General features: G+C 70.3%; 14 protein-coding genes, 1 tRNA gene and 2 pseudogenes. 10 read left to right on the plus strand and 7 right to left on the minus strand.

The window, feature by feature from the left end:
• Nucleotides 1–258 precede the first annotated feature (258 nt).
• The 3 genes from AC5P1B_RS33050 to AC5P1B_RS33060 form a co-directional block, all read right to left on the minus strand.
• Nucleotides 259–756: an SRPBCC family protein gene (locus AC5P1B_RS33050; protein ID WP_493891702.1), complete on the minus strand. Its 498-nt coding sequence runs from the start codon at nt 754–756 to the stop codon at nt 259–261.
• A 380-nt stretch (nt 757–1,136) separates the two neighbouring features.
• The gene (locus AC5P1B_RS33055; RefSeq protein ID WP_493891703.1) at nt 1,137–1,283 is read right to left on the minus strand and encodes a hypothetical protein; all 147 of its coding nucleotides are present in this window, start codon (nt 1,281–1,283) and stop codon (nt 1,137–1,139) included.
• 132 nt (nt 1,284–1,415) lie between these two features.
• Nucleotides 1,416–3,077: an MFS transporter gene (locus tag AC5P1B_RS33060; protein WP_493891704.1), complete on the minus strand. Its 1,662-nt coding sequence runs from the start codon at nt 3,075–3,077 to the stop codon at nt 1,416–1,418.
• 62 nt (nt 3,078–3,139) lie between these two features.
• On the opposite strand from AC5P1B_RS33060, the gene AC5P1B_RS33065 reads away from it, so the two are divergent.
• The 6 genes and pseudogenes from AC5P1B_RS33065 (at nt 3,140) to AC5P1B_RS33090 (ending at nt 11,028) form a co-directional block, all read left to right on the plus strand.
• Nucleotides 3,140–4,369 carry a helix-turn-helix transcriptional regulator gene (locus AC5P1B_RS33065; RefSeq protein WP_493891705.1) on the plus strand — a complete coding sequence of 410 codons (1,230 nt, stop codon included), beginning with the start codon at nt 3,140–3,142 and terminating at the stop codon, nt 4,367–4,369.
• A 43-nt stretch (nt 4,370–4,412) separates the two neighbouring features.
• Nucleotides 4,413–5,645: a GNAT family N-acetyltransferase gene (locus tag AC5P1B_RS33070; protein WP_493891706.1), complete on the plus strand. Its 1,233-nt coding sequence runs from the start codon at nt 4,413–4,415 to the stop codon at nt 5,643–5,645.
• A 416-nt stretch (nt 5,646–6,061) separates the two neighbouring features.
• Nucleotides 6,062–7,552 (plus strand): annotated as a pseudogene (locus tag AC5P1B_RS33075) (esterase).
• A 503-nt stretch (nt 7,553–8,055) separates the two neighbouring features.
• On the plus strand, nt 8,056–9,165 hold the full coding sequence (locus AC5P1B_RS33080; protein WP_493891707.1) for a chaplin: 1,110 nt from the start codon (nt 8,056–8,058) through the stop codon (nt 9,163–9,165).
• Between the two features lie 194 nt (nt 9,166–9,359).
• Nucleotides 9,360–9,683, plus strand: a complete 324-nt coding sequence (locus tag AC5P1B_RS33085; protein ID WP_493891708.1) for a hypothetical protein — start codon at nt 9,360–9,362, stop codon at nt 9,681–9,683.
• A 325-nt stretch (nt 9,684–10,008) separates the two neighbouring features.
• Nucleotides 10,009–11,028, plus strand: a complete 1,020-nt coding sequence (locus tag AC5P1B_RS33090; RefSeq protein ID WP_493891709.1) for a Yip1 family protein — start codon at nt 10,009–10,011, stop codon at nt 11,026–11,028.
• Nucleotides 11,029–11,189: 161 nt separating this feature from the next.
• On the opposite strand, the gene AC5P1B_RS33095 is transcribed toward AC5P1B_RS33090, so the two are convergent.
• From AC5P1B_RS33095 to dcd, 3 genes are all read right to left on the minus strand, one after another.
• A complete protein-coding gene (locus AC5P1B_RS33095) occupies nt 11,190–11,603 on the minus strand; it encodes a hypothetical protein (RefSeq protein ID WP_493891710.1) in 414 nt (137 codons plus the stop codon).
• 440 nt (nt 11,604–12,043) lie between these two features.
• Entirely contained in the window at nt 12,044–12,541 is a 498-nt protein-coding gene (locus AC5P1B_RS33100) for a phosphoribosyltransferase (RefSeq protein WP_493891711.1), read from the minus strand.
• Nucleotides 12,542–12,639: 98 nt separating this feature from the next.
• The gene (dcd, locus tag AC5P1B_RS33105; protein ID WP_493891712.1) at nt 12,640–13,215 is read right to left on the minus strand and encodes a dCTP deaminase; all 576 of its coding nucleotides are present in this window, start codon (nt 13,213–13,215) and stop codon (nt 12,640–12,642) included.
• A 474-nt stretch (nt 13,216–13,689) separates the two neighbouring features.
• Here dcd and AC5P1B_RS33110 point away from each other — a divergent pair.
• Nucleotides 13,690–13,763, plus strand: a tRNA-Gly gene (locus AC5P1B_RS33110).
• A gap of 63 nt (nt 13,764–13,826) precedes the next feature.
• On the opposite strand, the pseudogene AC5P1B_RS33115 reads toward AC5P1B_RS33110, so the two are convergent.
• A pseudogene (locus tag AC5P1B_RS33115) lies at nt 13,827–14,240 on the minus strand (tyrosine-type recombinase/integrase); the annotation flags it as partial.
• A 20-nt stretch (nt 14,241–14,260) separates the two neighbouring features.
• Here AC5P1B_RS33115 and AC5P1B_RS33120 point away from each other — a divergent pair.
• From AC5P1B_RS33120 to AC5P1B_RS33130, 3 genes are all read left to right on the plus strand, one after another.
• A complete protein-coding gene (locus AC5P1B_RS33120; RefSeq protein WP_493891713.1) occupies nt 14,261–14,428 on the plus strand; it encodes a hypothetical protein in 168 nt (55 codons plus the stop codon).
• An 830-nt stretch (nt 14,429–15,258) separates the two neighbouring features.
• Nucleotides 15,259–15,666, plus strand: coding sequence for a hypothetical protein (locus AC5P1B_RS33125; RefSeq protein ID WP_493891714.1), 408 nt, complete (start codon nt 15,259–15,261; stop codon nt 15,664–15,666).
• Nucleotides 15,667–15,937: 271 nt separating this feature from the next.
• Nucleotides 15,938–23,317 (plus strand): SDR family NAD(P)-dependent oxidoreductase, encoded by a 7,380-nt coding sequence (locus AC5P1B_RS33130; protein ID WP_493891715.1) that lies wholly within the window; start codon nt 15,938–15,940, stop codon nt 23,315–23,317.
• Nucleotides 23,318–24,031: the final 714 nt, after the last annotated feature.

Consider the following 24,031-nt stretch of genomic DNA (forward strand, 5'->3'; position numbering starts at 1 on the left):
CCCTCCAGGTCGTCGACGTCGCCCAGCTCCTCCTCGACTCCGTCAAGATCCCCGCCGGACCGGAAGGCGACGGCGAGACGGCCGAGGCGCCGGAGCCGGAACCCGTGAAGTAACCGGCGGAAGCGGCACAGGCGGAGGGACACCTCCGCGAACGCGTGTGGGCGCGGACCGGTACCGGTCCGCGCCCACACGCGTTCTTCGCTCTCCCAGCCGGCACCAGGGTCAGCCACGCCCCGCAGACCCCGGCACACCGTCAGCTCACGTGGTCGGCTGCCCCGCCTCCACGCGCTCCTTCAGCCGACGGAGCGTGGTCGCGATGTTGCGCGCGTTCTCCGCGTCCCGGTCCCGTACCCCGGTGGCCAGCCCGCCGACCGCCTTGAACCATCCCGACCGCCGGTCCCACGTGCTCTCCACGACGCGTGCCCCGGTCTCGGTGGACTCGATGTCGTACTGCCACATCGCGACCGCGATGGGCCCGCTGGTCACCTCGAACGCGAAGCGCCGCCCGGGGTCGGCCGCGGTCACCCGCGCCGTCGTGCTCCAGCGCCGGGCCCCCCGCTTGTTGGCCCCCTTGAACCGGGCCCCGACCACGGCCGAGGTCGCCCCGCCCACCCAGCTGTGCTCGTGCACTTCCTCACCCAGCTCGGACAGCACCCGAAGATCGGTGACCAGCTCGTACACCCGCTCCGGCGACGCCGTCACCTCGATCTCACCACTCGCGGTCGGCTTGGGGGTGGAGTTCGCATGTTCCGTCATGTCCGCCTCGTCACTCGCATCTCTGCGCATCGGCCACGCTTCGCGGCGCGGCTCACCGGCTCAAGTTCCTCTTCGTAGCGTGATCCTGGCGGATCATGCCACTGAGAACTGGCAGTGTGGAGCCATCGGGCGAGATACGTCTTTCGTCCCGCTCGTACGACCCGCGGTGAGACCCGCTCGTGAGATCCACTCGTGCGAACCCTGGCTAGCCGTGGACAACCACGGATAACCGGCGCTGGCTCCTGGCTCCTGGCGATCTCCGATGTCTTCTGGCGGCAGGCGGCAGGCGGCAGGCGGCAGTCCACTGACGGCTGCCGACTGCCGGCTGTCTGCTGTCGGCAGTCCTGGTGGCGGTCTCTGACGGCACCTGGCGGTTTCCGTCAGCGGCGCTTGCGCAACCTGCTGAGGGCCTGCTTGGCCTGCGCCCGCTTCCTGGGGTCGGAGGCGGCTCGCTTCCCCGCGTCCATCAGCTGGCGTCCCTTTCGACTACGGGCAAACGCCTTGATCCGGCTCAAGATGCCCGGCATAGCTCCTCCATTGCTCGTAGTACGTACGACCGCGCCGCGCGAACACTGTGCGGCGCTGCCCGACCCCTACCCCGCCCCGGGCCACTGATGCGCTCGCGGACCGGGTACCGACCGTGTTGTGACCGGAACCGATCACGCACCGAGCCGCGGCGAGGTCCGGTCGTGCGCGCCGATGTCCGTGCCGGGCTCCGTACCCGATCCCGCGAGAGGGCCCGTGGAGGACTGCGTGGAGGTCTGCGTGGAGGTCTGCGTGGAGGTCTGCGTGGAGGTTTCCGCAGCGGGGTCCGTGGCGGGGTCCGTGGCGAACTCCGCGGGTGGTTCCGCGCGCTTGGGGAGCAGCAACATGAGTGCCGCCGCCGCGACATAGAGCGCGATCTGCCAGGGGAGGACCGCGGAGAAGGCGTCGCCGTAGACGGCTGACGGGCCGGCACCGTTCACGGAGGCGGCGTCGAGCTCGTCGAAGAACAGCACACCCAGAGCGGCCACGCCGATGGAGCTTCCGATCTGGTTGACGGTGGTGAGGACCCCGCCGGCGGCCCCGGCGTCCTTCGCGTGGACTCCGGTGAGGATGACGTTGACGAGTGAGGGCGCGGTCAGTCCCAGGCCGAGCCCGCCGATGAACATCGGCCATGCCAGTTCCCAGTACGAGGGGTCAGCCCCGTCGCGCACGATGAGCAGCAGGAAGAGCTGCGACGCGGCGAGTACGAGCGAACCGGTGATGAGCAGCGCGCGCCCGGCGCGGGCGGCCAGCTGGACGCCGATACCGGAGGTGGTCGTCGAGCCGATCGCGTACGGGAGGATGATCAGCCCGGTCTCCCAGGCCGACCGTCCGGTGCCGAGCTGGAGGTAGAGGGACAGCAGCAGGAAGAACGAGCTGATCGCCCCGAAGAACAGCGCGGAGGCGGCCAGACCGCCGCTGAACGCGCGCACGCGCAGCAGTGCGGGGTCAAGGATGGGCTGGTCACCGCGTGCGACCAGGCGTCGTTCCAGCCGGAGGAAGAGCGCCGCGGCCGGCACGGACAGGGCCAGGAGGGCGAAGCCCCACCAGGGCCAGCCCCAGTCGCGGCCCTGCACCAGCGGCAGGAGGATGAACACCGAGATGGCGGCGGCGAGGGCCGCACCGGGCAGGTCCAGTCGCGTACGTCGCGCGGAGCTGGACTCGGGCAGGACCCGCGCGCCCAGCACGAGCCCGACGATCGCGACGGGGATGTTGACCCAGAAGATCGTCCGCCAGCCCAGGCCGAGTACGTCCGCGTCGACGAGCAGGCCGCCGAGCAGCGGACCAGCGACGGAGGCGAGCCCGAGGACCGCGCCGTAGGCACCGAACGCCTTCGCGCGCGCCGCCGGCGCGAAGGTCGAGCGGATGATGCCGAACACCTGCGGCACCATCAGGCCACCGGCGAGCCCCTGGCAGACCCGGGTGGCGATGAGGAACGCCGGGCTCGGGGCGAGGGCACAGGCCGAGGACGCGACCGCGAAGCCCGCCAGCCCGATCAGGAAGACGCGTCGCCGTCCGAACTGGTCGCCGACCCGGCCCCCGGTGATCAGCCCCGCGCCCAGGGCGAGGGTGTACCCGGCGACCGTCCACTGGATCGCGGCCTCGCTCGCTCCGAGGTCTTCGGCTATCGCCGGGGCCGCGACGTTCACGATGGTGGCGTCGAGGAGTTCCATGAACGCGGCGACGAGCACCACGATGAGGGCGATCACTGCTGAGGGTCCGGAAACGGTGGCTGGCTCCTGCGGGCAGGCCGGGGTGGCACCGGCCTCGCCGCTCTCGGCGGGAAGTTTGGTCATGCCAGCAGCGTGGCAAGAGTAGTGGCCACATAGTGACCGCTACTCCTGGCAGAGTCCGGGTCATGGCTGAAACCTCGGCACGCCTGCTGCTCCTTCTCTCCCTGTTCCAGTCGAGACGCGAGTGGACGGGCGCGATGCTGGCGGAGCGGCTGGACGTCAGCCCGCGGACCCTGCGCCGGGACGTCGACCGGCTCCGGGAGCTCGGCTATCCCGTACGGGTCACCAAGGGCCCGGGGGGCGCCTATCGCCTGGACGCCGGATTGAAGCTGCCGCCCCTGCTGTTCGACGACGATCAGGCCATCGCCGTCGCTGTCGCGTTGCAGACCGCCCCCTCGACGGTGGCGGGACTCGGGGAGGCAGCGGAACGGGCGCTGGCCACCGTCCAACAGGTCATGCCCGCGCGGCTGCGGCAGCGCATCGACGCCGTGCAGGTCACCTCGATCGGCAACGACTGGGACCTGGCGGCCCCCCAGGTCGACTCCCGGGTACTCCTCGCCCTGGGCACCGCCGTACGCAACCGGGAGGTGCTGGGCTTCGACTACGCGAGCCCGGCGCACCCGCCGCCCGGCGCGGAAGCGATGCCGCCCCCCGGCGCGTCACCCGCGCCTCCCGGCACGCAAACGCACCGGTCTCCGGACGCGGAGGCACCCCCGGCCTCCGGCACGGAAGCGCACCCGGCGGTCGACGCGGCGTCACCCGCACCCCGCAGCACGCAAGACGAGGCGGGAGGGGCGACCGCGCACCGCGTGGAGCCGCACCACCTCGTCGTCTGGTCGGGCCGCTGGTATCTCGTCGCGTGGGACCTGGAGCGCTCCGGCTGGCGCACCTTCCGCGTCGACCGCATCACCCCGCACGCCCCCACCCGCCTCCGCTTCACGCCACGCGAGCTGCCCGGCGCCGACGTCACGACGTTCATCACCAGCCAGTTCGACCGCGGTGACACCACCGACCACTGGCAGTGCCGCGGCGAAGTGATCCTCGACGCTCCCGCCGCCGTCGTCGCCCGCTGGGCCCCCGGCGGCGCCATCGTGGAGGAGGTCTCCCCGACCCGCTGCCGTCTCACCCTCGGCGCCTGGTCATGGGTGGGCGTCGCCGCGCTGATCGGGACGTTCGCCGCCGACATCGAGGTCATCGGCCCCCCGGAACTCACCGCCGCGTGCGACGAACTCGCCCGCCGCTACGCCGCGGCCACCGGCTCGGCACCGGACCAGCACGCGGCGGGGAGCCGCCGCCACGCGGGCAGCCGCGGGCGTGGGCGTGGGCATGGTGCGGCCGGGCCGGACCCGGCGTGAAATGCGGATGCCTGTACGACTTTCCAGAACTACTGTCCGGAATATGGGATCACACCACCCCTCCATCCAGTTCCGTGAAGTCCCCGAGACACAGATCGACCGCGCACTCGCCCTCGCGTATCTCGTCTTCCACGAGAGCCCCGAGGACGACAAGCGCAAGCACCACCACGACCTGCTGCGCGAGTGCCTGCGCATCGGCGCCTACGACGGGGACGACCTCGTCGGATTCCTCGCCACGCTCTCCTTCTCGCTGTCCGTACCGGGTGGTGAACTCCCCTGCCCGGGGACCTCGTTCGTGTCCGTCGCCCCGACCCACCGCCGCCGGGGCGTGCTCTCCGGGATGATCGCCGAGCTGTACCGCCGGTGCGCCGCCGAGGGATGGCCACTCGCCTGCCTCTGGGCGTCCGAGGACGCCATCTACGGCCGGTTCGGCTTCGGTCCCGCGACGCACGGCGTGACGGTCGAGGTCGACTCCAGGGCGCCGCTGCGGCTGCGGATCGACCCCGACGAGCGGCCGCTGCGCCTGGTCGACCTGGCGGACGTGCCCGACCTCGTCGGCCCGTACTACGAGCGCACCCGCGCCACCCGCGCCGGACGCCTCGCCCGTACCGAGGCCTGGTGGCGCGAGGAGTGGCTGGTCGAGAAGGACGAGGAGGACGACGACCTGAGCCCGCCCCGGGTCGTGGCGCTCGGCGCGCCGCTCGCCGGGTACGCGATCTACCGCACGAAGAGCGGCGACGGCTCCCCCGGCCTGGTCCGGCTCGACGAGCTGGAGGCCGACACACCCGCCGTGGCGGCGTCCCTGTGGCGCTACCTCGCGTCGATCGACCTGACCAACAAGATCACCGCGTGGGGACGCCCGGCCGACGACCCGCTGCTGCTCTTCGCGGCCGACCGCGACCAGGTCCGGGTCACCGGCGAGTTCCCCGCGCTGCGGGTGCGCCTGGTCGATGTCCGTACGGCACTGGAGCGGCGCGCGTGGGCCGCCGCCGTCGACCTGGTCATCGACGTGACCGACGCCCACATCCCCGCCAACGCGGGCCGTCACCACCTCACCGCGTCCCCGGACGGCTGCGCCTACGAGCCGACCGGCGCGGCGCGGCCCACCGACCTCACGATCGACGTACGCGACCTTGCCGCCTGCTACTTGGGCGGTACGACGGTGAGCGCCACCGTCCGCGCCGGACTGGCCACCGAGCACACCGCGGGGGCGGCGGCGTCCTTCGACGCGGCACTGCGCACGGCCCATGCGCCGCACACGGTGGACGAGTTCTAGGGGCGTCCGGCGGCCCATGCGTTCCCGGCATCGGACGACGCACAGTGTGCCCCGTCAGGGGCGCGGGGAACTGCGCGACCAGCCACGACGCACCCGCGGTCCGCGACACACGGGCGGGGCAGGGGCACGGACAGGAGCTCCCCCAGCACGATCCGCCGGACACGACGGCGACGCCGGAACGGCGAAGGAACGCGGACTCGGGAAACGGAACGGCGACGGACGGCGGCAGACGGGCGCAGGCCCGTCGCCGTTCCGCACTACTCCGCACTCCGCACTCCGCATTCCACGTTCCGCACTCGGCACTCCGTACAACCCTTCTGTCCCATCCGTCGTCATACAGGCATCGGCAAGGGACGGGCCCGTCTTCCGGTACACCCCCGCACTCGTCAGGATTTCCTCGCGCTAGGAGCCGTACTGTGCGTAAAAACCGTTCCGCAGCCGCCGTAGCGGCCTCATTCCTCCTCATGACGGGCGCCGCGATCACCGTCGCCCCCGCCGCCCACGCCGGTACGCCCGGCGGCACCCTTGCCAACGACCGCAACTGCGACTTCAACGGCGACGGCTATGAAGACGTCGTGCTCGGCGCCCCGAAGGCGACCGTAGGTGGCGACAAGGGCGCGGGTTACGTCGCCGTGCAGTACGGCTCCAGCCGAGGCATCAACACCTCGAACCGCTCGGTCATCAACCAGTCGACGGCGGGCGTGCCCGGCACTCCGGAGCCCGGCGACGCGTTCGGCAAGGCCATCGCCACCGGCGACCTGGACGCGGACGGCTACGACGACGCCATCATCGGCATCCCCAACGAGGACATCGGCACCGTGGCCGACGCGGGCGGCGTCACCGTGCTGTGGGGCTCGCGCGAAGGTCTGACCGGTCGGGATTCCACCTGGCGTGAGTCGTCGGAACCGACGGCGAAGGAGATGTACGGCGTCGGCATCGCCGCCGCGAGATTCACCAGCGAGACGCCGGGCGACGTGCTCGCCATCCTCGACCGGGACGACCTGGAGATCTCCTGGTAGGACTCCGGCGCGCTGAAGCGGGCCGCCACCCCGCGCAGCCTGGAGAAGTCCGCGTTCGCAGGCCAGGGACGGGACATCCTCCCGGCGCCCCTCACCACCGGCGACTACGACGGCAACGGCTACGCCGACCTCGTCATATCCGGCGTCAGCACGGGCGAGGAGCCGGGCCACGGCTGGTCCGCGCTGCTCGCCGGTCAGGCTGACGGCCTCGTCTACCAGCGTGACCTGCGCGGCGGCCCGGTCGCCAGCTCAGGTGACATCAACGGCGACTCGTACGACGACCTGGTGACCGCGGAGCCGCACAGCCCCGACGACGGCGGAGAGACGATGACCGGCGGCCTGGTCGGCGTCTACCTCGGCGGCGAGCACGGCCCGGTCGGCGAGGACGGCACCGTCGGCAGCCCGCCCCAGTGGTGGACCCAGGACTCGCCCGGCGTGGCCGGTGTGGCGGAGCAGGGCGACGGCTGGGGCACCGACCTCTCACTCGGCGACACCGACGGCGACGGTTACGCGGACCTCGCCATCGGCGCGTCCGGTGAGGACATCGGCACGGTGCGGGACGCCGGAGCGGCCTGGCTGCTGCGCGGATCGGCGAAGGGAATCACCACCGACAAGGCCCTCTCGTACGACCAGAACAGCGCGAACGTCCCCGGTGACGCCGAGCAGGCAGACGCCTTCGGCGGCCAGGTCCGGCTGGTCGACCCGAACAAGGACGGGAAGTTCGGGCTGCTGGCCTCGGCGCCCGGCGAGAACACCGGCGACGGTGTGGTGTGGGTCTTCTCCGCCGGAGCGGGCGGCCTGACGTCGGCGGGCTCATGGACGTACGGCGGTGGCTCGCTGAACGCGCCGAGTCAGGACGCGGCGTTCGGCGCGACCATCGACGAGTAGGTCGTCCGCGGGTACGAGTACGGGTACGGGTGCCCGCCGCCGGTAGCCGCAGCTGTCGGTGGGCACAGCCGGCGGTGGACACAGGTGGCGGTGGGCGGGCCCGGCTTCCGCCGCTGGGTGCTCCGCCGCTGGGCGGAACGGCAACGCCGGGCGCATGCGAAAACCTGCCGGAGACCCGGAAAGGTGTACGGCAACGAGTTCCCGCTCTCGGGAGCCCATTCCAGGCGGGCCGTTTCACCCAATTGGCGGCCAACTCCTCGTGGGCCCGGCGCATCCAACCATGTATCGCCGCCAGTTCACGTGTACGCCCCACCAGTTCATTTGTGCGCAGTGCGCCGCCGAGCGATCCGGCATGCCTCCTACCGAACGCATAGGTTCATCCTTTCGAGCAGAAAATCCCCGCCACGGATTCCTTTGAGGCCCCGCTCACCGTTCCGAGAGACAGTCGATCAGGTGCTCAACGTCCTCAGAACTGTTGCCTGATCTCAATTCAAGGACGACTCATGGAATCCAGGAAATACAGAGTTCTGGCGCAACTCGTGGTCGCCGGAAGTGCCGTGCTGTCCGGTGCGACCGCGGCGCACGCCGACTCAGGGGCGCAGGGGGCCACCGCCCGTTCCCAGGGCACGGCCTCGGGAAACCAGGCTCAGACGCCGTTCCACATCCCCGCCAACCTGTGCGGCAACACAGTGAATATGGTCGGGCTGCTCAATCCGGTCAAAGGCGCCCTGTGCGCCAACACCGAGACGCCGCGTGCCGAGAAGCCGGCCGCGAAGGGAAGCTCGCCTCTGCAGGGGAGCTCGGTCTCGAAGGGGCCGATCGATCGTCTGGCGGGGTCGCTTGCGGAGCGCTCGGTCACGGAGGGGCCGATCGGTCGTCTGCGGGGAGCGCTCACCAAGGGACTGACCGCCAGGCCGCCTGGCGCGCCCTCCATCAACGGCAGCCAGGTGCCCGTCGGCGACCCGGCCAAGGCGTGCAGCGAAGCGACGTCCACCATCGGCCTCATCGGCTCGACCAAGGACGACAAGTGCGCCAAGGACCCGAAGCAGGGCCAGAAGCCGCCGGCCGCCCAGGCCCCCAAGGAGCACCCGCTGGTCACCCAGCACTCCAGGAAGCACCAGCCGGCCCCCCACCACTCCAGGAAGCACCAGCCGGCCCCGCAGCACCACGGGGAGCACTCGTCGGCCACCCAGCGCCTGAAGGAGGCCACACCGCACCACAGCGCGCCCAGGGAAGACCCGTCGGCCAGCAAGCCGCAGGTCAAGGACCGGCCCGCGGGTGACCACCCGTCGGCTGCCGACCCGCACAAGGCCAGCCACCACAAGGGCGCCCACCCGCACAAGGCCACCGACGCGCGCCCGACCGCGGACGGTCGCACGGTCACTGAAGGTCGTCCGGCCGCCGACGGTCGTACGGCCGCCGAACCGCGCGCGGAGCAGGGCCCCGACCACAGGCCGCAGGCCGACCGCCGCCAGGTGGCCGACCCGGAGCGCGGCCAGCTGGCCGAAACGGGCGGCGACGGCCTCGCCATGATGGGCACTCTGCCGATCGCGGGAGCCGCGATGCTGGCCGGGATCACCCTGTACCGCAGGACCCGCTTCGTCGAAAGCTGAGGCATCCGGCGCCGGGCAGTCCTGGCAGCCCCCGCCCGCGCTCATGCGCCGCTGGCCCCTCCCACCACCGGGAGGGGCCAGCGGCTTTCGAGCGCGAGGCACAGGACGAGAAGCGCTGTAAGACAAGCGCGAGGAGTTCGCAGCCCGGCTGACCCGGCCTGCCCAGCCGCGCACTTCACGCCGTCGTCACGGACGTGGACGGCGACGAGGGCGGCCAGAACCTCGTCATCCTCACCGGCTCCCGGCTGTGGGTGTACGGCGACGGCTCCAGCCGCAGCAAGCCGTCCCACGCGACAGCGGTCACCGACGGCTTCGGCAAGGGCGATGTCGCGCCGCGCGGCCTGGTCGCCGGGGACTTCGGCAACCACGGCAGCAACAGCCTGGTCGCGTACGGCTCCAAGGACGCCGACGCGTCCGACGACAGCTGGCTGGCCTGCTACACGGGCGGCCCGGCGGGCGTCGAGTTCACCCGCCGGAAGGCGGAGAACGACGAGTTCGGCTCAGTGCTGAAGGACTGAGATCCGGGGCCCCCGCCCCCTGGCTCCCTCACCCGGGAGCCCGGGAGCCGGGGAGCGGGGGCGCTCATCTCGACGGCCTGCGGGGGCGGACCGGGCGGCGAGCGGGCAGGCGGCGGAGAAGCGCACCGCGAAGCCAAAATCTTGATCATCAACGGGGTGGGTGCGCGCGCCTCGCGCGGCAGCCGGCGGTGGATCAAACGTCAAGGTCAACAGGGGTGGCCAGCCCCCCAGGGTTCCCCTAAGGGATGTCACAGCTCGGCCGCAATGCCCGGCCTGTTCCCCAAGGCCCGGCACCGAGGTTCCCGGGACCAGGTACGTTCGATTCGTGGCTGGATTCAGGATGGGACGCGGACGGGATTCCCGCTCGGGGCAGCGGGGACAACAAGGGCAGCACGGGCAGCACCCCGGGCACCCGGGACACCCCGGGCAACCCAGTCCGCGACAAGCGCCCCCGCCGTACGGGCAGCCGGGCGGCCCGCAGCCGTACGGCCAGCAGGGACAGCCCTACGGCCCCGGCCCGGGCCAGGGCCCGCAGCCGTACGGCCAGCAGCAGTGGCCACAGCCGGGGCAGCCCGACGACGAGCCGGAGTACTTCGGCGACGGCGACCAGGCCCCGTACTACGGACAGGACGGCCACGGCGGCCGGAGCCCGTATGCCGCGGACAACAGCCCGGGCCACACCCAGCAGTTCAGCCTCGGCGAGGACCCGGGTTACGCCCCGCAGGGTGACGGCTACGGCGACGGACACGACGACGGCTACGTCAACACCTACCGCGCCGGTCAGGCCCCCGCGCCGCCCGTGGGCCCGCGGCTGCGCTGGAAGGACCTGCTGCGCGGCATCGTGCTGCGCCCCGGCGCGACCTTCTGGCAGATGCGCGACTACACGATGTGGCCCACCGCGCTCACCGTGACCTTCATCTACGGGCTGCTCGCGGTGTTCGGCTTCGACAAGGCGCGCGAGGACGTACTGAACGCGTCGATGTCGAACAGCATCCCGGCGATGCTCAGCACCGGTGTCGCCGTGCTGCTCAGCGGCCTGGTCCTGGGCGCGGTCACGCACACCCTCGCCCGCCAGCTCGGCGGCGACGGCGCGTGGGCACCGACCATCGGCCTGTCGATGCTGATCATGTCGATCACGGACGCGCCGCGCCTGTTGCTCGCGATGTTCCTGGGCGGCGACAGCTCCCTCGTCCAGCTCATCGGCTGGGCGACGTGGCTCGCCGCGGGCGCGCTGTTCACGTCGATGATCAGCAAGTCGCATGACCTGCCATGGCCGAAGGCGCTCGGCGCGTCGGCGATCCAGCTCATCGCCCTGCTGTCGATCATCAAGCTCGGCACGCTGTAACCAGCCGCACGACGCCGCGCCGCCGCGGTCACGCGGCCCCGGACACGGCGAAAGGCCCCTGGAATCCACCCGGATTCCAGGGGCCTTTTCAGCGGAGCGTGCATGTCTCGATGGAGAGTGACCAAGGCGCTGAATGTACGACGCCGAGGGGAGGACCTGAATCAGCCGGCCTTGACGTAGTGCTTGGTCTCGCAGTGCCGACCGGAGCCGTCCGAGTGGACCCGGCACATCTGGAGCTTCGCCCCGCGGATGGTCCCGCTCTCGTAGATCTCCTTGCCCCAGTTCTTGGCCGTCTGGTGGCCGCAGGCCTTCGGGCTGTCGTACTCGCGGTCGTTGTAGACCGGGAGGTCGGCAATGCGGCGCGTCTGCGCGCAATAGCCGTCGGACTTCGTGTCGATCACTTTCATATCGATTTTGCTGGTCCCACGCAGTGCGACGCTGACGTCACCGGCCGCACCTCCGCCGGGACCGTTGATGGAGCCGCCCCAGGACGCCGCCGACGCCGCAGTCGAGGTGAAGAAGATCACGGCACCGGCGGCAGCGATAACGGCCGCCGCCTTTGTCTTGACTCGCATGTTTCCCCCATGGGTCTTTTTCCCGTTCGGTACGAGCCGACCATGCCTCTGGTCCAGGCCCGCCCGCCCTGAACCTGGATCACCCCCTAACCCGCGCAATACCTTTCCATTACCCAACCGAAAAGCCCCGACAACACACCCGCATCTCCCACTCAACAAATTGCGAACAATAGGCGGTTAACTCGGCGTGCCACGCTTTGTTTCCTATCAGCCGTCTTGGCCGCAAGTATGCGATGACCCGCTTTTGCGGAATCGCTTGGCTTTTCTTGCAAGCTCTCATCAGGCCTATCCGCTGCGGACGGAGCAGAGCCCGATCTCCCTGAGCGCGGCGACCCGACACATCCCGTGCACACGCCAATGGCAAAGGGCCCCGGAATCCGCTCCACAGGATTCCGGGGCCCTCTCAGCCACTGCCTACCGCCTACTGCCGCGAGCACCCGCTACGCGTCGAGGATCTGCCCCTCGCGCCGCACCACAGGCGGCTCCACCGACCACGGGAAGTTGATCCACTCGTCCGTGCGCTTCCATACGTACTCGCACTTCACCAGCGACTGCGTCTTCTCATAGATCACCGCACTGCGCACCTCGGCGACCGAGCCGAGGCAGAAGTCGTGCACCAGTTTCAGCGTCTTGCCGGTGTCGGCGACATCGTCCGCGATGAGGACCTTCTTGTCAGAGAAGTCGATCGCGTTGGGCACCGGCGCGAGCATCACCGGCATTTCCAGCGTCGTCCCCACGCCCGTATAGAACTCCACATTCACCAGGTGGATGTTCTTGCAGTCGAGCGCGTAGGCGAGCCCGCCGGCGACGAAGACGCCACCGCGTGCGATGGAGAGCACTATGTCCGGCTCGTAGCCGTCATCAGCGATTGTCTGCGCAAGCTCGCGAATCGACCGCCCGAAAATGTCGTAGGTCAGGTTCTCCCGCACCGCACTCATCTCACTCCGCGTCTTTCTGCTCCACCGCGTCTCGCCCAGAGCAACGTCATACGGCGCCGGTCCTCCGTCCAGACCCGGCGCCCCCATCCATGGCTCGCTCAGACCTGCGTCCGATGGAAGTTCATGAAGGACCGCGAGGGCGTGGGCCCGCGCTGGCCCTGGTACCGCGAGCCGTACTTGGCGGAGCCGTACGGGTGCTCGGCGGGCGACGTCAGCCGGAACAGGCACAGCTGCCCGATCTTCATCCCCGGCCAGAGCTTTATCGGCAGCGTCGCCACATTCGACAGCTCCAGCGTCACGTGCCCGGAGAACCCGGGGTCGATGAACCCGGCCGTCGAATGCGTCAGCAGCCCGAGCCGCCCCAGACTCGACTTGCCCTCCAACCGCGACGCGAGATCGTCGGGCAGGCTGACGACCTCGTACGTGGAGGCCAGTACGAACTCACCGGGGTGCAGGATGAACGCCTCATCCCCCTCCGGCACGACCTCGCGCGTCAGATCCAGCTGCTCGACGGCCGGATCGATGTGCGGGTACCGGTGGTTCTCGAACACCCGGAAGTAGCGGTCCAGCCGCACATCGATGCTCGACGGCTGCACCATGTGGGCGTCGTACGGATCAATCCGCACACGCCCGGAATCGATCTCGGCCCGGATGTCCTTGTCTGAGAGAAGCACGCCACGAGGATACGCGGCCGAACAGACGCCAAGGGCCCGACCCAACCGGGCCGGGCCCCACACGCCATCGCGACTAGCGCTGCTCCAGCACCACAGGCACCGCGTGCCGAAGCCGGGCACACCGCGGACAGCGCAACAGCCGTCCGGGGCCGAGGCGGTCGGCGGTGAGGTTCCGCATCGGGAACGAAGCGGTGCTGAACACATGCCCTTCGGCACAACGGACGACGGTGCGCTTCATTGATCCCCTTCCCCAGTGGGCGTGAACGACAAAAGCCACATTAGGGGATGAGTCAGGCGCCACCCCACCCGGCACTCCGATCACCACCGTACGCCCCAACTCCCGCTTCCCCACTCCCGGTCCCACCCTCCAGCCACCCACTCCCCAACAGCACGAAGACCCCACGGTCAATGCACCGGGGGTCATCAATGGGGTAGAGTATGCGACGATGCGACGCCCTCACGGGGGCGGCTTACGCGGGTGTAGTTTAATGGTAGAACATGAGCTTCCCAAGCTCAGAGCGCGAGTTCGATTCTCGTCACCCGCTCCAACAGCTAAGGCCCAGGCCAGGGATATGATCCCCGACCTGGGCCATCGCCTTGTCTAGACCGATTCAGGCGTCGCGCACCACCTTCGCACCACCTGCCTCCTGTTTCGGCTGGTCAGCGCGCCCCTTCTGACGCTCGGCCCGCACCAGATTGCCCAGCCGCCGCGCCACTTCCTTCTGACGCTCGCGGTCTGAGTGCTGATAGATGAGCGCGGCCTTCTCTGACGATTGCCCGGCCCGGACCATGGTGTCCTTCAGAGTGGCGCCGGAGCGCGTGGAGAGCGTGTGGCCAGTGTGACGAAGATCGTAGAAGCGGAAGCCGTCCGGCATGCCGACGCAGCGTACGGGCCTTGCGCCATTTTCGCCCGAAGGTGGAGCGCCGGAACGGTTTGCCCTCCCCCCCCCCCCCCCCCCCACACACACACACACAAACAGCAATCCGTCCGGCCCCTTCTCCGCGTACCTCCCTGGACGCCGACGCCTGGGAGGACATCGTCGAGGTGTCGTTCCGAGCCGTATCGGACAAGACCTATCTCGTGGAATGGGGCTACCCCCGGTATCCGCTCCCCCTCTCCGAGACCTCGTACCGGGTCCGTTACCACTGCCGAGGTATGGACGAGACGCACAACGCGGTACGCGACGCGGGCGAACCCGTGCTGGATGAGTAGCTGCTGCGATTCTGGCCGAGCCCGCCGGCCCCGGACCGCGTGGTCGAGGAAACCAGCCGAACCGCTGCCTGTTGGCACGAGTTCGCGCGCGAGCAGCCCCCAGGCCCTACCCCAGAGGAGCGGGCCGAGGCAGAGCGCCAGGCCCGCGAGGAGGAGGAACACGCCGAGCTTCGAAAGGAGATGGACGCGTGGAGCGGGCGCCTGCCCAGCGACCGACTGCGGGATGTCCGGGGCAGGCTCCGGGGGTTCAAGGGCTGTCCCGAGGGTCTCGTCGGCCTCGATGCCGCACTCGTGCATGCGATCGACGCCGCAGGTCCCGAGGAACAGCGCGCGCTCGCCCGCTGGGCAGCGCACCGCGCCTGTGCGACAGCAGGGCTCAACGAAATCGACTGGGTGCGCGCGGCCTGGCGGAGCTCGACCGGGGCGAGCCCTACTCGCCGCCTCATCGCGCCCCGAGCGCAGCATCCGTGCCCGGTTGGCTAGCTCAGAGTGAGGGTGGAAAACACTCACAGACCCAGCTAACCCGGCACTGAATAGCATGAGTTACTGCAAACTATTCGATAACAACCTCTCAGTCGTCATTGTGGAGGCGCCATTGCAGCACTGGCATGGCACGGTGACCTCGATGCCGAATTCCACCTCGCTTCGCACTTTCCTTCGGACTCCCTGCCCGTCTCAGCTTCATCGCAAATCACCCACTACAGGGAGGTGCGCTATAAAAGCTGAAAGATCCCTCTGAATCTTGGAAGGTGGCCGGATGCGGACTGGTGGTTTTTACTGCCCGTCCTTACCGTGCCTATAAAACCGACCTTTAGAGGGAGGGGCGGGGCGTGTCCAGTGACGTGATAGGCCGTATCACCAACAAGGTCAATGCGACTCGTGTTACGGATGTGGAAAACGACACGGTGCGGTTGGAGTATTCGGCCGCCGGTGGGGGCGAGGTGGACGGCCACCAGGTAACCGACATCGCGACCCACGAGTCGGTGCGGTTGGCCGACGGGACCGAGACGGCGACGGTGACGATCGTGTTGCAGGCGGTGCAGGGCGGTGACCAGCTGGTCCTGACGGGCAGCGCCTCTGGGGACGTGCGCGGGGGTTCGGTGCGCTTCGAGGGCGTTCTGCACGCGCGCAGCACCACCGGGAAGTTCCGTGACCTGAACGGAACCTCACTGCTCGCCGTGGCGGAAATGATCGACAACGAAACGGTGAAACACGTGTGGCGGCGTTTTCCTGAGTAGCGGATGCTGCGCGCGGCAGAATCTCGTCAGCCCGATTTCCCGGCGGTCCCGGTGCGCTGCTTTTCGGTGAGTGAGAGTGCAGATGCTGTGTGAGCGGCGAGGGTTAGGCCGTCAGCGTCGCCTGCCAGCATGAGCAGGTTACGTGCCTGTCGAGACCGGAGGAAACGCGTGGGTGTCCGCCGGCCTGTGTGAGAGTCAGTTCGCGCCACCCGGGGGAATGATGCTCGAATGCTGTGACAGCTCGTTCAGGGGGCCGGCCGAGCCGGTTGCCATGGTCGGGGCTTCGTGTCGTCTGCCGGGTGGCGTGGACTCGCTGGGCGCGTTGTGGCGGTTGCTGGAAGAAGGGCGGGAGACCGTCGGTCCGGTGCCGAAGGACCGGTGGGACGCTCAGGCGCTGGGGCGGGTCCTGCCGGAGCAGGTGGCGGCGTTGACGCGGGTCGGTGGGTGGCTTACGGGGGATATCGGGGCGTTCGATCCTCAGGCGTTCGGGATGTCAGGGCAGGAGGCGGCCTGGCTGGATCCGCAGCACCGGCTGCTGCTGATGGTCGCGTGGGAGGCGCTGGAGAACGCCGGAATCCCGCTGGAGACGCTGCGCGGCTCGCGGACGGGGGTGTTCACGGGGATGTATTCGATGGACAACCTGCTGCGCGGGCACCGCCGTCCGCAGGAGGCGGATGCGTACTGGTTCTCCGGCGCCGTGCACGGGGTGGGGGCAGGACGGCTGTCGTATCTGCTGGATCTGCACGGTCCGAGCCTGGCGGTCGATACCGCCTGCTCCTCGTCCCTGGTGGCCGTGCACCTGGCGTGTCAGGCGCTGCGGTCCGGCGAGTGTTCGCTTGCGGTGACGGGCGGTGTCTCGGCCGCGTTGGGGCCGGAGATCAGCGCGGCCTCGGCACGGTGGCAAATGTACTCACCCACTGGCCGGTGCCGAGCCTTCGACGAGGGGGCCGACGGCTACCTGCGGGCCGAGGGCTGCGGCGTGGTCGTCCTCAAGCTGCTGGCCGCCGCACAGCGCGATGGGGACCGGGTCCTGGCGGTGCTGCGGGGCTCGGCCGTCAACCAGGACGGCCACTCCGGCCAGTTGACCGTGCCCTCCTCGCGAGCACAGGTCGCGGTGTTCAGCGAGGCACTGCGCCGCGCCGGAGTGGAGGCCGGGCGAGTGGGGATGGTTGAGGCTCACGGCACGGGCACACCGGTGGGTGACCCGCGGGAGTTCGCCGCGCTGAAGGAGGTCTACGGGACGGGGCCTGGGCGGTGTGCGATCGGGTCGGTGAAGACGAACATCGGCCACACCGAGCCCGCCTCCGGTGTGGTGGGACTGCTGAAGGCCGTCGTCTGCCTGCAGCGGGGCCAGGTGCCGGCCAGCTTGCACTTCACCCGGTGGCACCCCGAAATCGATGCCGACGGATGCCGCTTGTTCGTACCCACACAGGCGGCCGAGTGGCCGCTGCCCGGCCGGCCCCGGCTGGCGGCGGTCTCCTCCTACGGGGTCGGCGGCACGAACGCGCACGTCGTCGTCGAGGAAGCCCCTACCGTACCGGCGCAGCAGTTGCCCGATCCGGACGGCAAGTCCCCTGCACGGACCCGGACGTTTCTGATCAGTTCCGCTTCGTCGGGGGCGTTGCGCAAGACCGCGGCGCGGCTGGCGGGCTGGCTGGAGGGGGACGGTGCCGGGGAGCCGCTGCGGGATGTGGCCTACACGCTGGGGGTGCGGCGCTCGCACGGGGCGCACCGGGCCGCTGTGGTGGTCGGCGACCGGAGCGAGCTGACCGAGGGGCTTGGGCGGCTGGCGGCCGGTCAACCGGCGGCCACCGTCACCGTGGGCCGGGCCGGGCCACAGGAGCGTGGGGTGGTGTTCGTCTACTCCGGCCACGGCTCGCAATGGGCCCGCATGGGCCAGGGGCTGTTCGCCCGGGATGCGGCGTTCACCGCCGCCCTGGAGGAGTTGGAGCCGCTGGCGCAGGCGGAAAGCGGCTTTTCGCTGCGCGAGGTCCTAGCCGCCGACACGGTAGTGAGCGGGGTGGAGCGGGTCCAGCCGACACTGTTCGCCCTGCAGGTGGCGCTAACGGCCATGTGGCGTGCCCGGGGGGTGGTGCCAACGGCCGTCATCGGGCACTCGATGGGCGAGGTCGCCGCCGCGGTGGCCTGCGGGGCCCTGAGTCTGCCCGACGGCGTGAAGGTGATCTGCCGCCGCTCCCGGCTGCTCACCCAGGTCCGTGGCGGGGCGATGGCCGTGGTCCGGCTGCCCGCTGACGAGGTGGCCAGGACGTTGGTGGAGCACAGCTGCGACCAGGTGGAGGTGGCGGTCGTCGCTTCTCCGGGCAGCACGGCGATCTCTGGGGACGCGGGCCAGATCGAACGGCTGCTGCACCAGTGGGAAGAAGGAGGGGTGGTGGAGGCCGCCCGGGTGGCCGTGGAGGTGGCCTCCCACTCGGCGCAGATGGACCCCATTCTTGCCACACTGCGCGACCGGCTCGCCGACCTGCAGCCGCGCTGTCCGTCCCTGGCCTTCTACAGCACCGTCACCGAAGATCCGCGTGCGCCGGTCAGGCTGGATGCCGGGTACTGGGCGGCCAACCAGCGCCACCGGGTGCGGTTCGCCGCGGCCGTGGAGGCCGCGCACGCTGCGGGCCACCGGCTGTTCGTCGAAGTCAACGTCCACCCGCTGCTCGCAGGTGCGATCACCGAGACCCTGACGGCCCGCAGTGCCGGGGAGGCGGTGGTCGTTCCCACCCTGCGGCGGGACGGGGACGAGATGCGCGACTTCGCCGCCCACCTGGCCACCGTGCACTGCGCCGGCTTCCCCGTGCCCTGGAGCACGCATGTCAGGGGGCGGCTGGTGGATGTCCCGGGCACCTGCTGGGAGGAGCGGCACCACTGGATCGAACCGTCGGAGCTGAGCCTGGGCCTGCCCGCCGCCAACAGCAGTGTCCGGGAAGTACATCCGCTGCTGGGCGTGCACATCCTCGACCCAGCCCATCACCGGCGGCACCTGTGGCAGGCCACCGTCGACCCTCAGCGCGAGGGCTGGCTGAAGGACCACCAGGCCTCCGGGGAGCCGGCGATGGCTGGGGCAGCCTGGTGCGAAATGGCTCTGACCGCCGCCGCCCACACCTTCGGCAAGCCGGTGCAGAAGGTGTCCGTGCGACAGGTGTCCTTCGACGCCTTCCTTCTCCTCAGCGAGGACCCGGTGCATCTGGTCTCCAGTGCCCAGGACAAAGGCGGCACGGCCGCGTGGACGGTGATGGCGCGCGCCAGTGACGGCTTCGAGCCGCACGCAGGCGCCACCCTCGCGCCCGCCGCCGACGACACCGGCCCCGCGCGCGTACCGGTAGAAGAACTCCAACGCTCCTGCCCCCTCGAAACGGACATCGCCCACCTGCGGGAAAGCTGGGCTGCCACCTGCGCCGTGGCCTACGGGCCGGCCTTCCGCACCTTCCAGAGCCTGCACCTGTCACCGGATGCCAGCCGGCCCGAAGCCCTGGCCCGCCTGGCCGTCCCCGACGCGGCCCGTCCGCACACCGACAGCTTCGCCTGGCATCCCGTGCTGCTGGACGGGTGTCTGCAGACGCTTTTGGCTCTGTGGACCAGCCGCATCGACCTGCCGGAGGGCATCGCCTACCCCCAGGGCATCGGCGAGCTGCGGGTACACGGGGATACGGCCACCGGCGTGTACTGCCACGTCCGCGCCGACGAACTCGATGAGCACACCGTCACCGGCTCGCTGCGGCTGCTGGACTCCGCCGGGAAGGTGGTCGGCCGCGCCGAGAACATCCGCTTCGCCCACTCTCCGAAGGACCCGGGCGCCGCCCGCCTGCAGCACTACATCATCCAGCACCGCTGGCAGCCCCAGCCGTTGACCACCTCCCGCAGCCGGCAGCACGCCACCTGGCTGATGATCACCGAAACCGCGGACCTCCACCCCTGGCACCGAGACCTCGAAGCCGCCCTCGGCCGACCCCCGTTCACCCTCACGCGGCTCGCCCTGCTCCTTGAAGACGAAGAAGACCAGGCCCGGCAGGTCCTCGCTACGGCCCTGCAGCAGGCCCGGGAACCGTTCACCGACGCCGTTCTTGTCCTGGAACCGGATACTGGCGCCGACATCGGCGCCGTGGAGCGGGCACGGCGGCGCACGGCCCGCCTCATCACCACCGTGCGGGCCCTGACAGACTGCCACCCGCCCGCCCGCCTGCACGTCCTCAGCCACCACGGCCAGACCCTCGGCGAGGGCGACCCCGTCGCGCTGGGCCACGCCGGGCTGCGCGGGGCGCTGCGCACCCTCCTGTACGAGCACCCCGAACTGCGCCCCGCCCTCTGCGACACCGACACCCTCACCCCCGCCGAAGCCATCGCCGCCCAGCTGCTCGCCGACGACCCTGAGGACGAGGTGGCCTGGCGAGACGGTCGGCGCCACGTCGCCCGCCTGTCCCCTGCCCCCTTGAGTCCGGCCGAGCGTCGCACCACCGTCTGCCGGATCGGCCAGGTGCCGGTACGCGCCGAGCCTGACGGCGCCACTGTGACCTTGACCGCCACCGAACCGCCTCCCGAGCCGGCAGAGCACCAGGTGAGTGTCGCCGTACACACCACCTGCCGCCCCGATGCCGGCCCCGGCGCGCCACCGCTGTACGCCTGCGCCGGCGCCGTGACGGCAACAGGACCCCAGGCGACCCTGGCCGTTGGGCAGCAGGTGGCCGCCGTAGTCGTCGACCCAGACCCGGTCAGCCATCTGACCGTCGAAGACCGTTGGTGCATACCGGTGCCCAACCACCTGGACGCCGCTACGCTGGCCGGCTCGCTGCTGCCCTACCTCACCGCCCGCTACGGCCTGCACCACCTGGCTCGCATCCGGCCCGGCGACCGCGTCCTGATCCTCGGCTCCGAGCCCCTGGCCGTGGCTGCCCGGCACACCGCCACCGCCGCCCAGGCCCAGGTGCACACCATCGCCTCGGCCGCCGACGGCAGCGGCCTATGGGACATCATCGTCGACACCAGCGCCGAGCCCGACCCGCACGCCCGGCGCCTCCTGGCACCGGCAGGCCAGCTCCTGGCCACCACCTCCCGTGGGGCAGAACCCGACTCGGGGAGCATCACAGCACGCGTGGTGGACATCGCGGCGCTGCTGAGCGCGACGCCCGGTGCGGCCGCAGACCTGCTACGGGACGTCGCCGACGCCCTTGCCCAAGAGGCATTACCGCTGCTACCCGTCACCCAGCTGCCCCTGGAGCACCTGGCTCGCGAAACCCCCTCGCTCAGGTCCGCGGCCTACCGGTGGCCCACCGGCACCGTCACCGTTTGCCTGCCGCCCGACCGCGTCCCCCTCGTCCGCCACGACGGCGCCTACGCGATCACCGGCGGGCTCGGCGGCCTGGGCATGGTGCTGACCCGCTGGCTGGCCGACAAGGGCGCGGGAACCATCGTCCTCAACAGCCGCTCCCAACCCGACAAGCACACCCACACACTCCTGAACGAACTGCGCCGCACCGGCACGCGGATCGAAGTGGTCTGCGCCGACCTGGCCGAGCCCGGCACCGCCGAAGAAGTGCTGCGCACCGCCGAACGCCACGGCCACACCCTGCGCGGCATCATCCACGCCGCGGCCGTGGTCGACGACGCCACCGCCGCCGGCCTCACCGAGGACCTGCTGGAGCGGGTCTGGCGCCCCAAGGCCCAAGGAGCGTGGCTGCTGCACCAGGCCAGCGAAGCATTCGACCTGGACTGGTGGGTGGGCTTCTCCTCCTTCGTCCCGCTCCTCGGCTCCCCCGGCCAGACCGCGTACGCCGCCGCCTCCGCCTGGCTCGACGCCCTCATCACCCACCGCGCGGCCGCCAGCCTGCCTGCCACCGGCATCAACTGGGGCGCCTGGGCCGAGGCCGGCATCGGCGCCCGCACCCTGGGCGCCCGCGGCTTTGCCGCCATCCCCCTCAAAGACGCCCTGGCCGGACTCGAACTCCTGCTCACCCATGCCCGCTCCAACACCGGCTTCGTCGCCCTCGACCTCCCCCGCTGGCTCAAGCCCTACCCCGCCGTCGCCGCCTCCCCCTACCTCACCCCCCTCCTGCCCGCCGCGGCGCCCACCCGCCAGGCCGACCACCCCACCGGCCGTGAGGCGCCGCTCCAGGCACTACTGCAGGCCCCGCCCGGCCGACGCCGCCAGCTGCTGCAAGACCTCCTGACTGATCAGGCCGCCGCACTCCTGGGCTGCCCGCCCGACCGCATCGACGCGCACATCCCCCTGCCCGCCCTGGGCATGGACTCCCTCATCACCGTCCGGCTGCGCAACCGCCTCCAGGAGACCCTGGGAATCCCGCTGCCCCGCACCGTCCTGCACACCCGAGCGACCATCACCGCACTAACCGATCACCTCAACGACCACCTGCCCCACCACCCCCGCACCAGCGCGGAACCGACACCCGCCCCGCAGCCTCACCGCGCACCCCACCCCGCCGCGAAGGGAGCCCCGCCACACGCCCGCACCGCCCGGTCAGGACAGCCTCCGACACCTCACGCAGCCTCCGCGCACGGCCAACCCGCCCAGCGAACCGGTCTGCCGGACCACACCAGCGTCTGGGTCCTCGACCACCGCCCGGGCGACCTCCTGGACGACGGACATGTCCGGCTGGAAGAGCGCCCGCTGCCGCACCTCACCGAGGGACAGGTGCTGATCCGCAACACCTGCATGTCCGTACACACCTCCATGCTCGGGCGCATGCTGCCCACCCCCGCCGCCCAGTACTGCGGCGTCCGCGGTCCCCTCAACCTCACCTCCCCCTACCTGCCCTATGGCGTCGGGGAGGCCATGACCGGGCCTGCCATCGGCACAGTCCTCGCCTCCCGCGCCGCGGACCTCGCCCCCGGCGACCTGGTCCGCCACGACCTGGCCTGGCGCACCCACACCGTCGCCGACGCCACTGCCGTGGAAAAACTCGCCGACACCGGACTGGACCCGACCGTCTACCTCGGCCCGCTGGGCCTGAACGGCCTGACCGCCTACGGCGCCCTCAAAGACGGCGGGAACATCACCGACGGCGACACCGTGTTCATCTCCGCCGCGGCCGGCGCGGTCGGCGCTATCGCCGGGCAAATCGCCCGCCTCCAAGGTGCCACCCGCATCATCGGCAGCACCGGCAGCCCCCACAAGGCTCGCACTCTCACCGACACTCTCGGCTTCGACGGCGTCATCCACTACCGGCACGGCAGCCTCGCCGACCAGCTCCAAGCCGCCGCCCCCGACGGCATCGACGTCTATTTCGACAACGTCGGCGGCGACCACCTCGCCGCCGCCCTCAACGCCCTCAACCCCCACGGACGCGTCCTGCTGTGCGGCATGCAATCCCAATACACCCAAGAACACATCCGCTGGCCCGACAACTTCCCCCTCGTCATCGGCAAAGCCCTGCGCCTCACCGGCGTGCAAGTTTTTGACTACGCCACACGCTTCCCGGAGTTCAGCACCGAAATGACCACCTGGCTCACCACCGGAGCTCTGACCTGCCCCACCACCATCACCCACGGCATCGAAAACGCCTACCTGGCCCTCCAGAGCCTGAGCACCGGCAAGAACACCGGCCAAGCTCTCATCGCCCTCCTCCCAGATCCCGCGCCCACCCCATCCGGCATACCGAACGAGAGCCGCAGGAACTCTCCCGGGTAATCCGGTGTGCCCGCGGGTGACCGCCGACTCGCCCGGTGCGGTACGGCTACTCGTCCCTCGAATGAGCCCCGGGCCGCCTGCGAGAAAGCCTCGCGGTCCTGAGGGACTCGGAGGCGGTCTACACGTACGCCCCCCGGGAGAACACGTGCCGCACCCAATACATCCCGAAGGTCGCGGACCTCTATGAGATCTTCAGGCTGCGGGAAGCGGCGACGCGGACTCTCCGGATGCCGGCGGGCACCGTGATCCCCCACTTGAAGCTGGCACGCACGAAGGCCGTGCGCCTCATGCGTCGCCAAGGACCTCCTCGCGCCAGTCTGACCAGGCGACCAAGAGACCGTGCCACAACATGCCAGTAGGGACGGTAAACAGCGGTCACCAGGGGGTCCGCCAGGACCGCGAGCAAAGTGCCGGAATTAGCTATCGCAGCAGGTCAGGGGGCCGTTCACCGGTCAAAGTGGGGGTGATTCCCAGGCTCAGAGCGCGAGTTCGATTCTCGTCACCCGCTCCATACCGAGGCCCAGGTCAGTGACCTGGGCCTTGTTGCCTGTCTAGACCTCTTCTGGGCTCGCGCACCACTTGTGCACCACTTGGCGGCGGAAACCGCCCGTCACGGCCCTGCATCATGCCGGGCTGATGCACGATCACAACGAGCACAGCCTCGTTGTCGGATCATGGACCTGCGCGGCACCGTGACCGAAAATCCGCAGAACT

It is taken from the genome of Streptomyces sp. A01 (genome assembly GCF_059026195.1).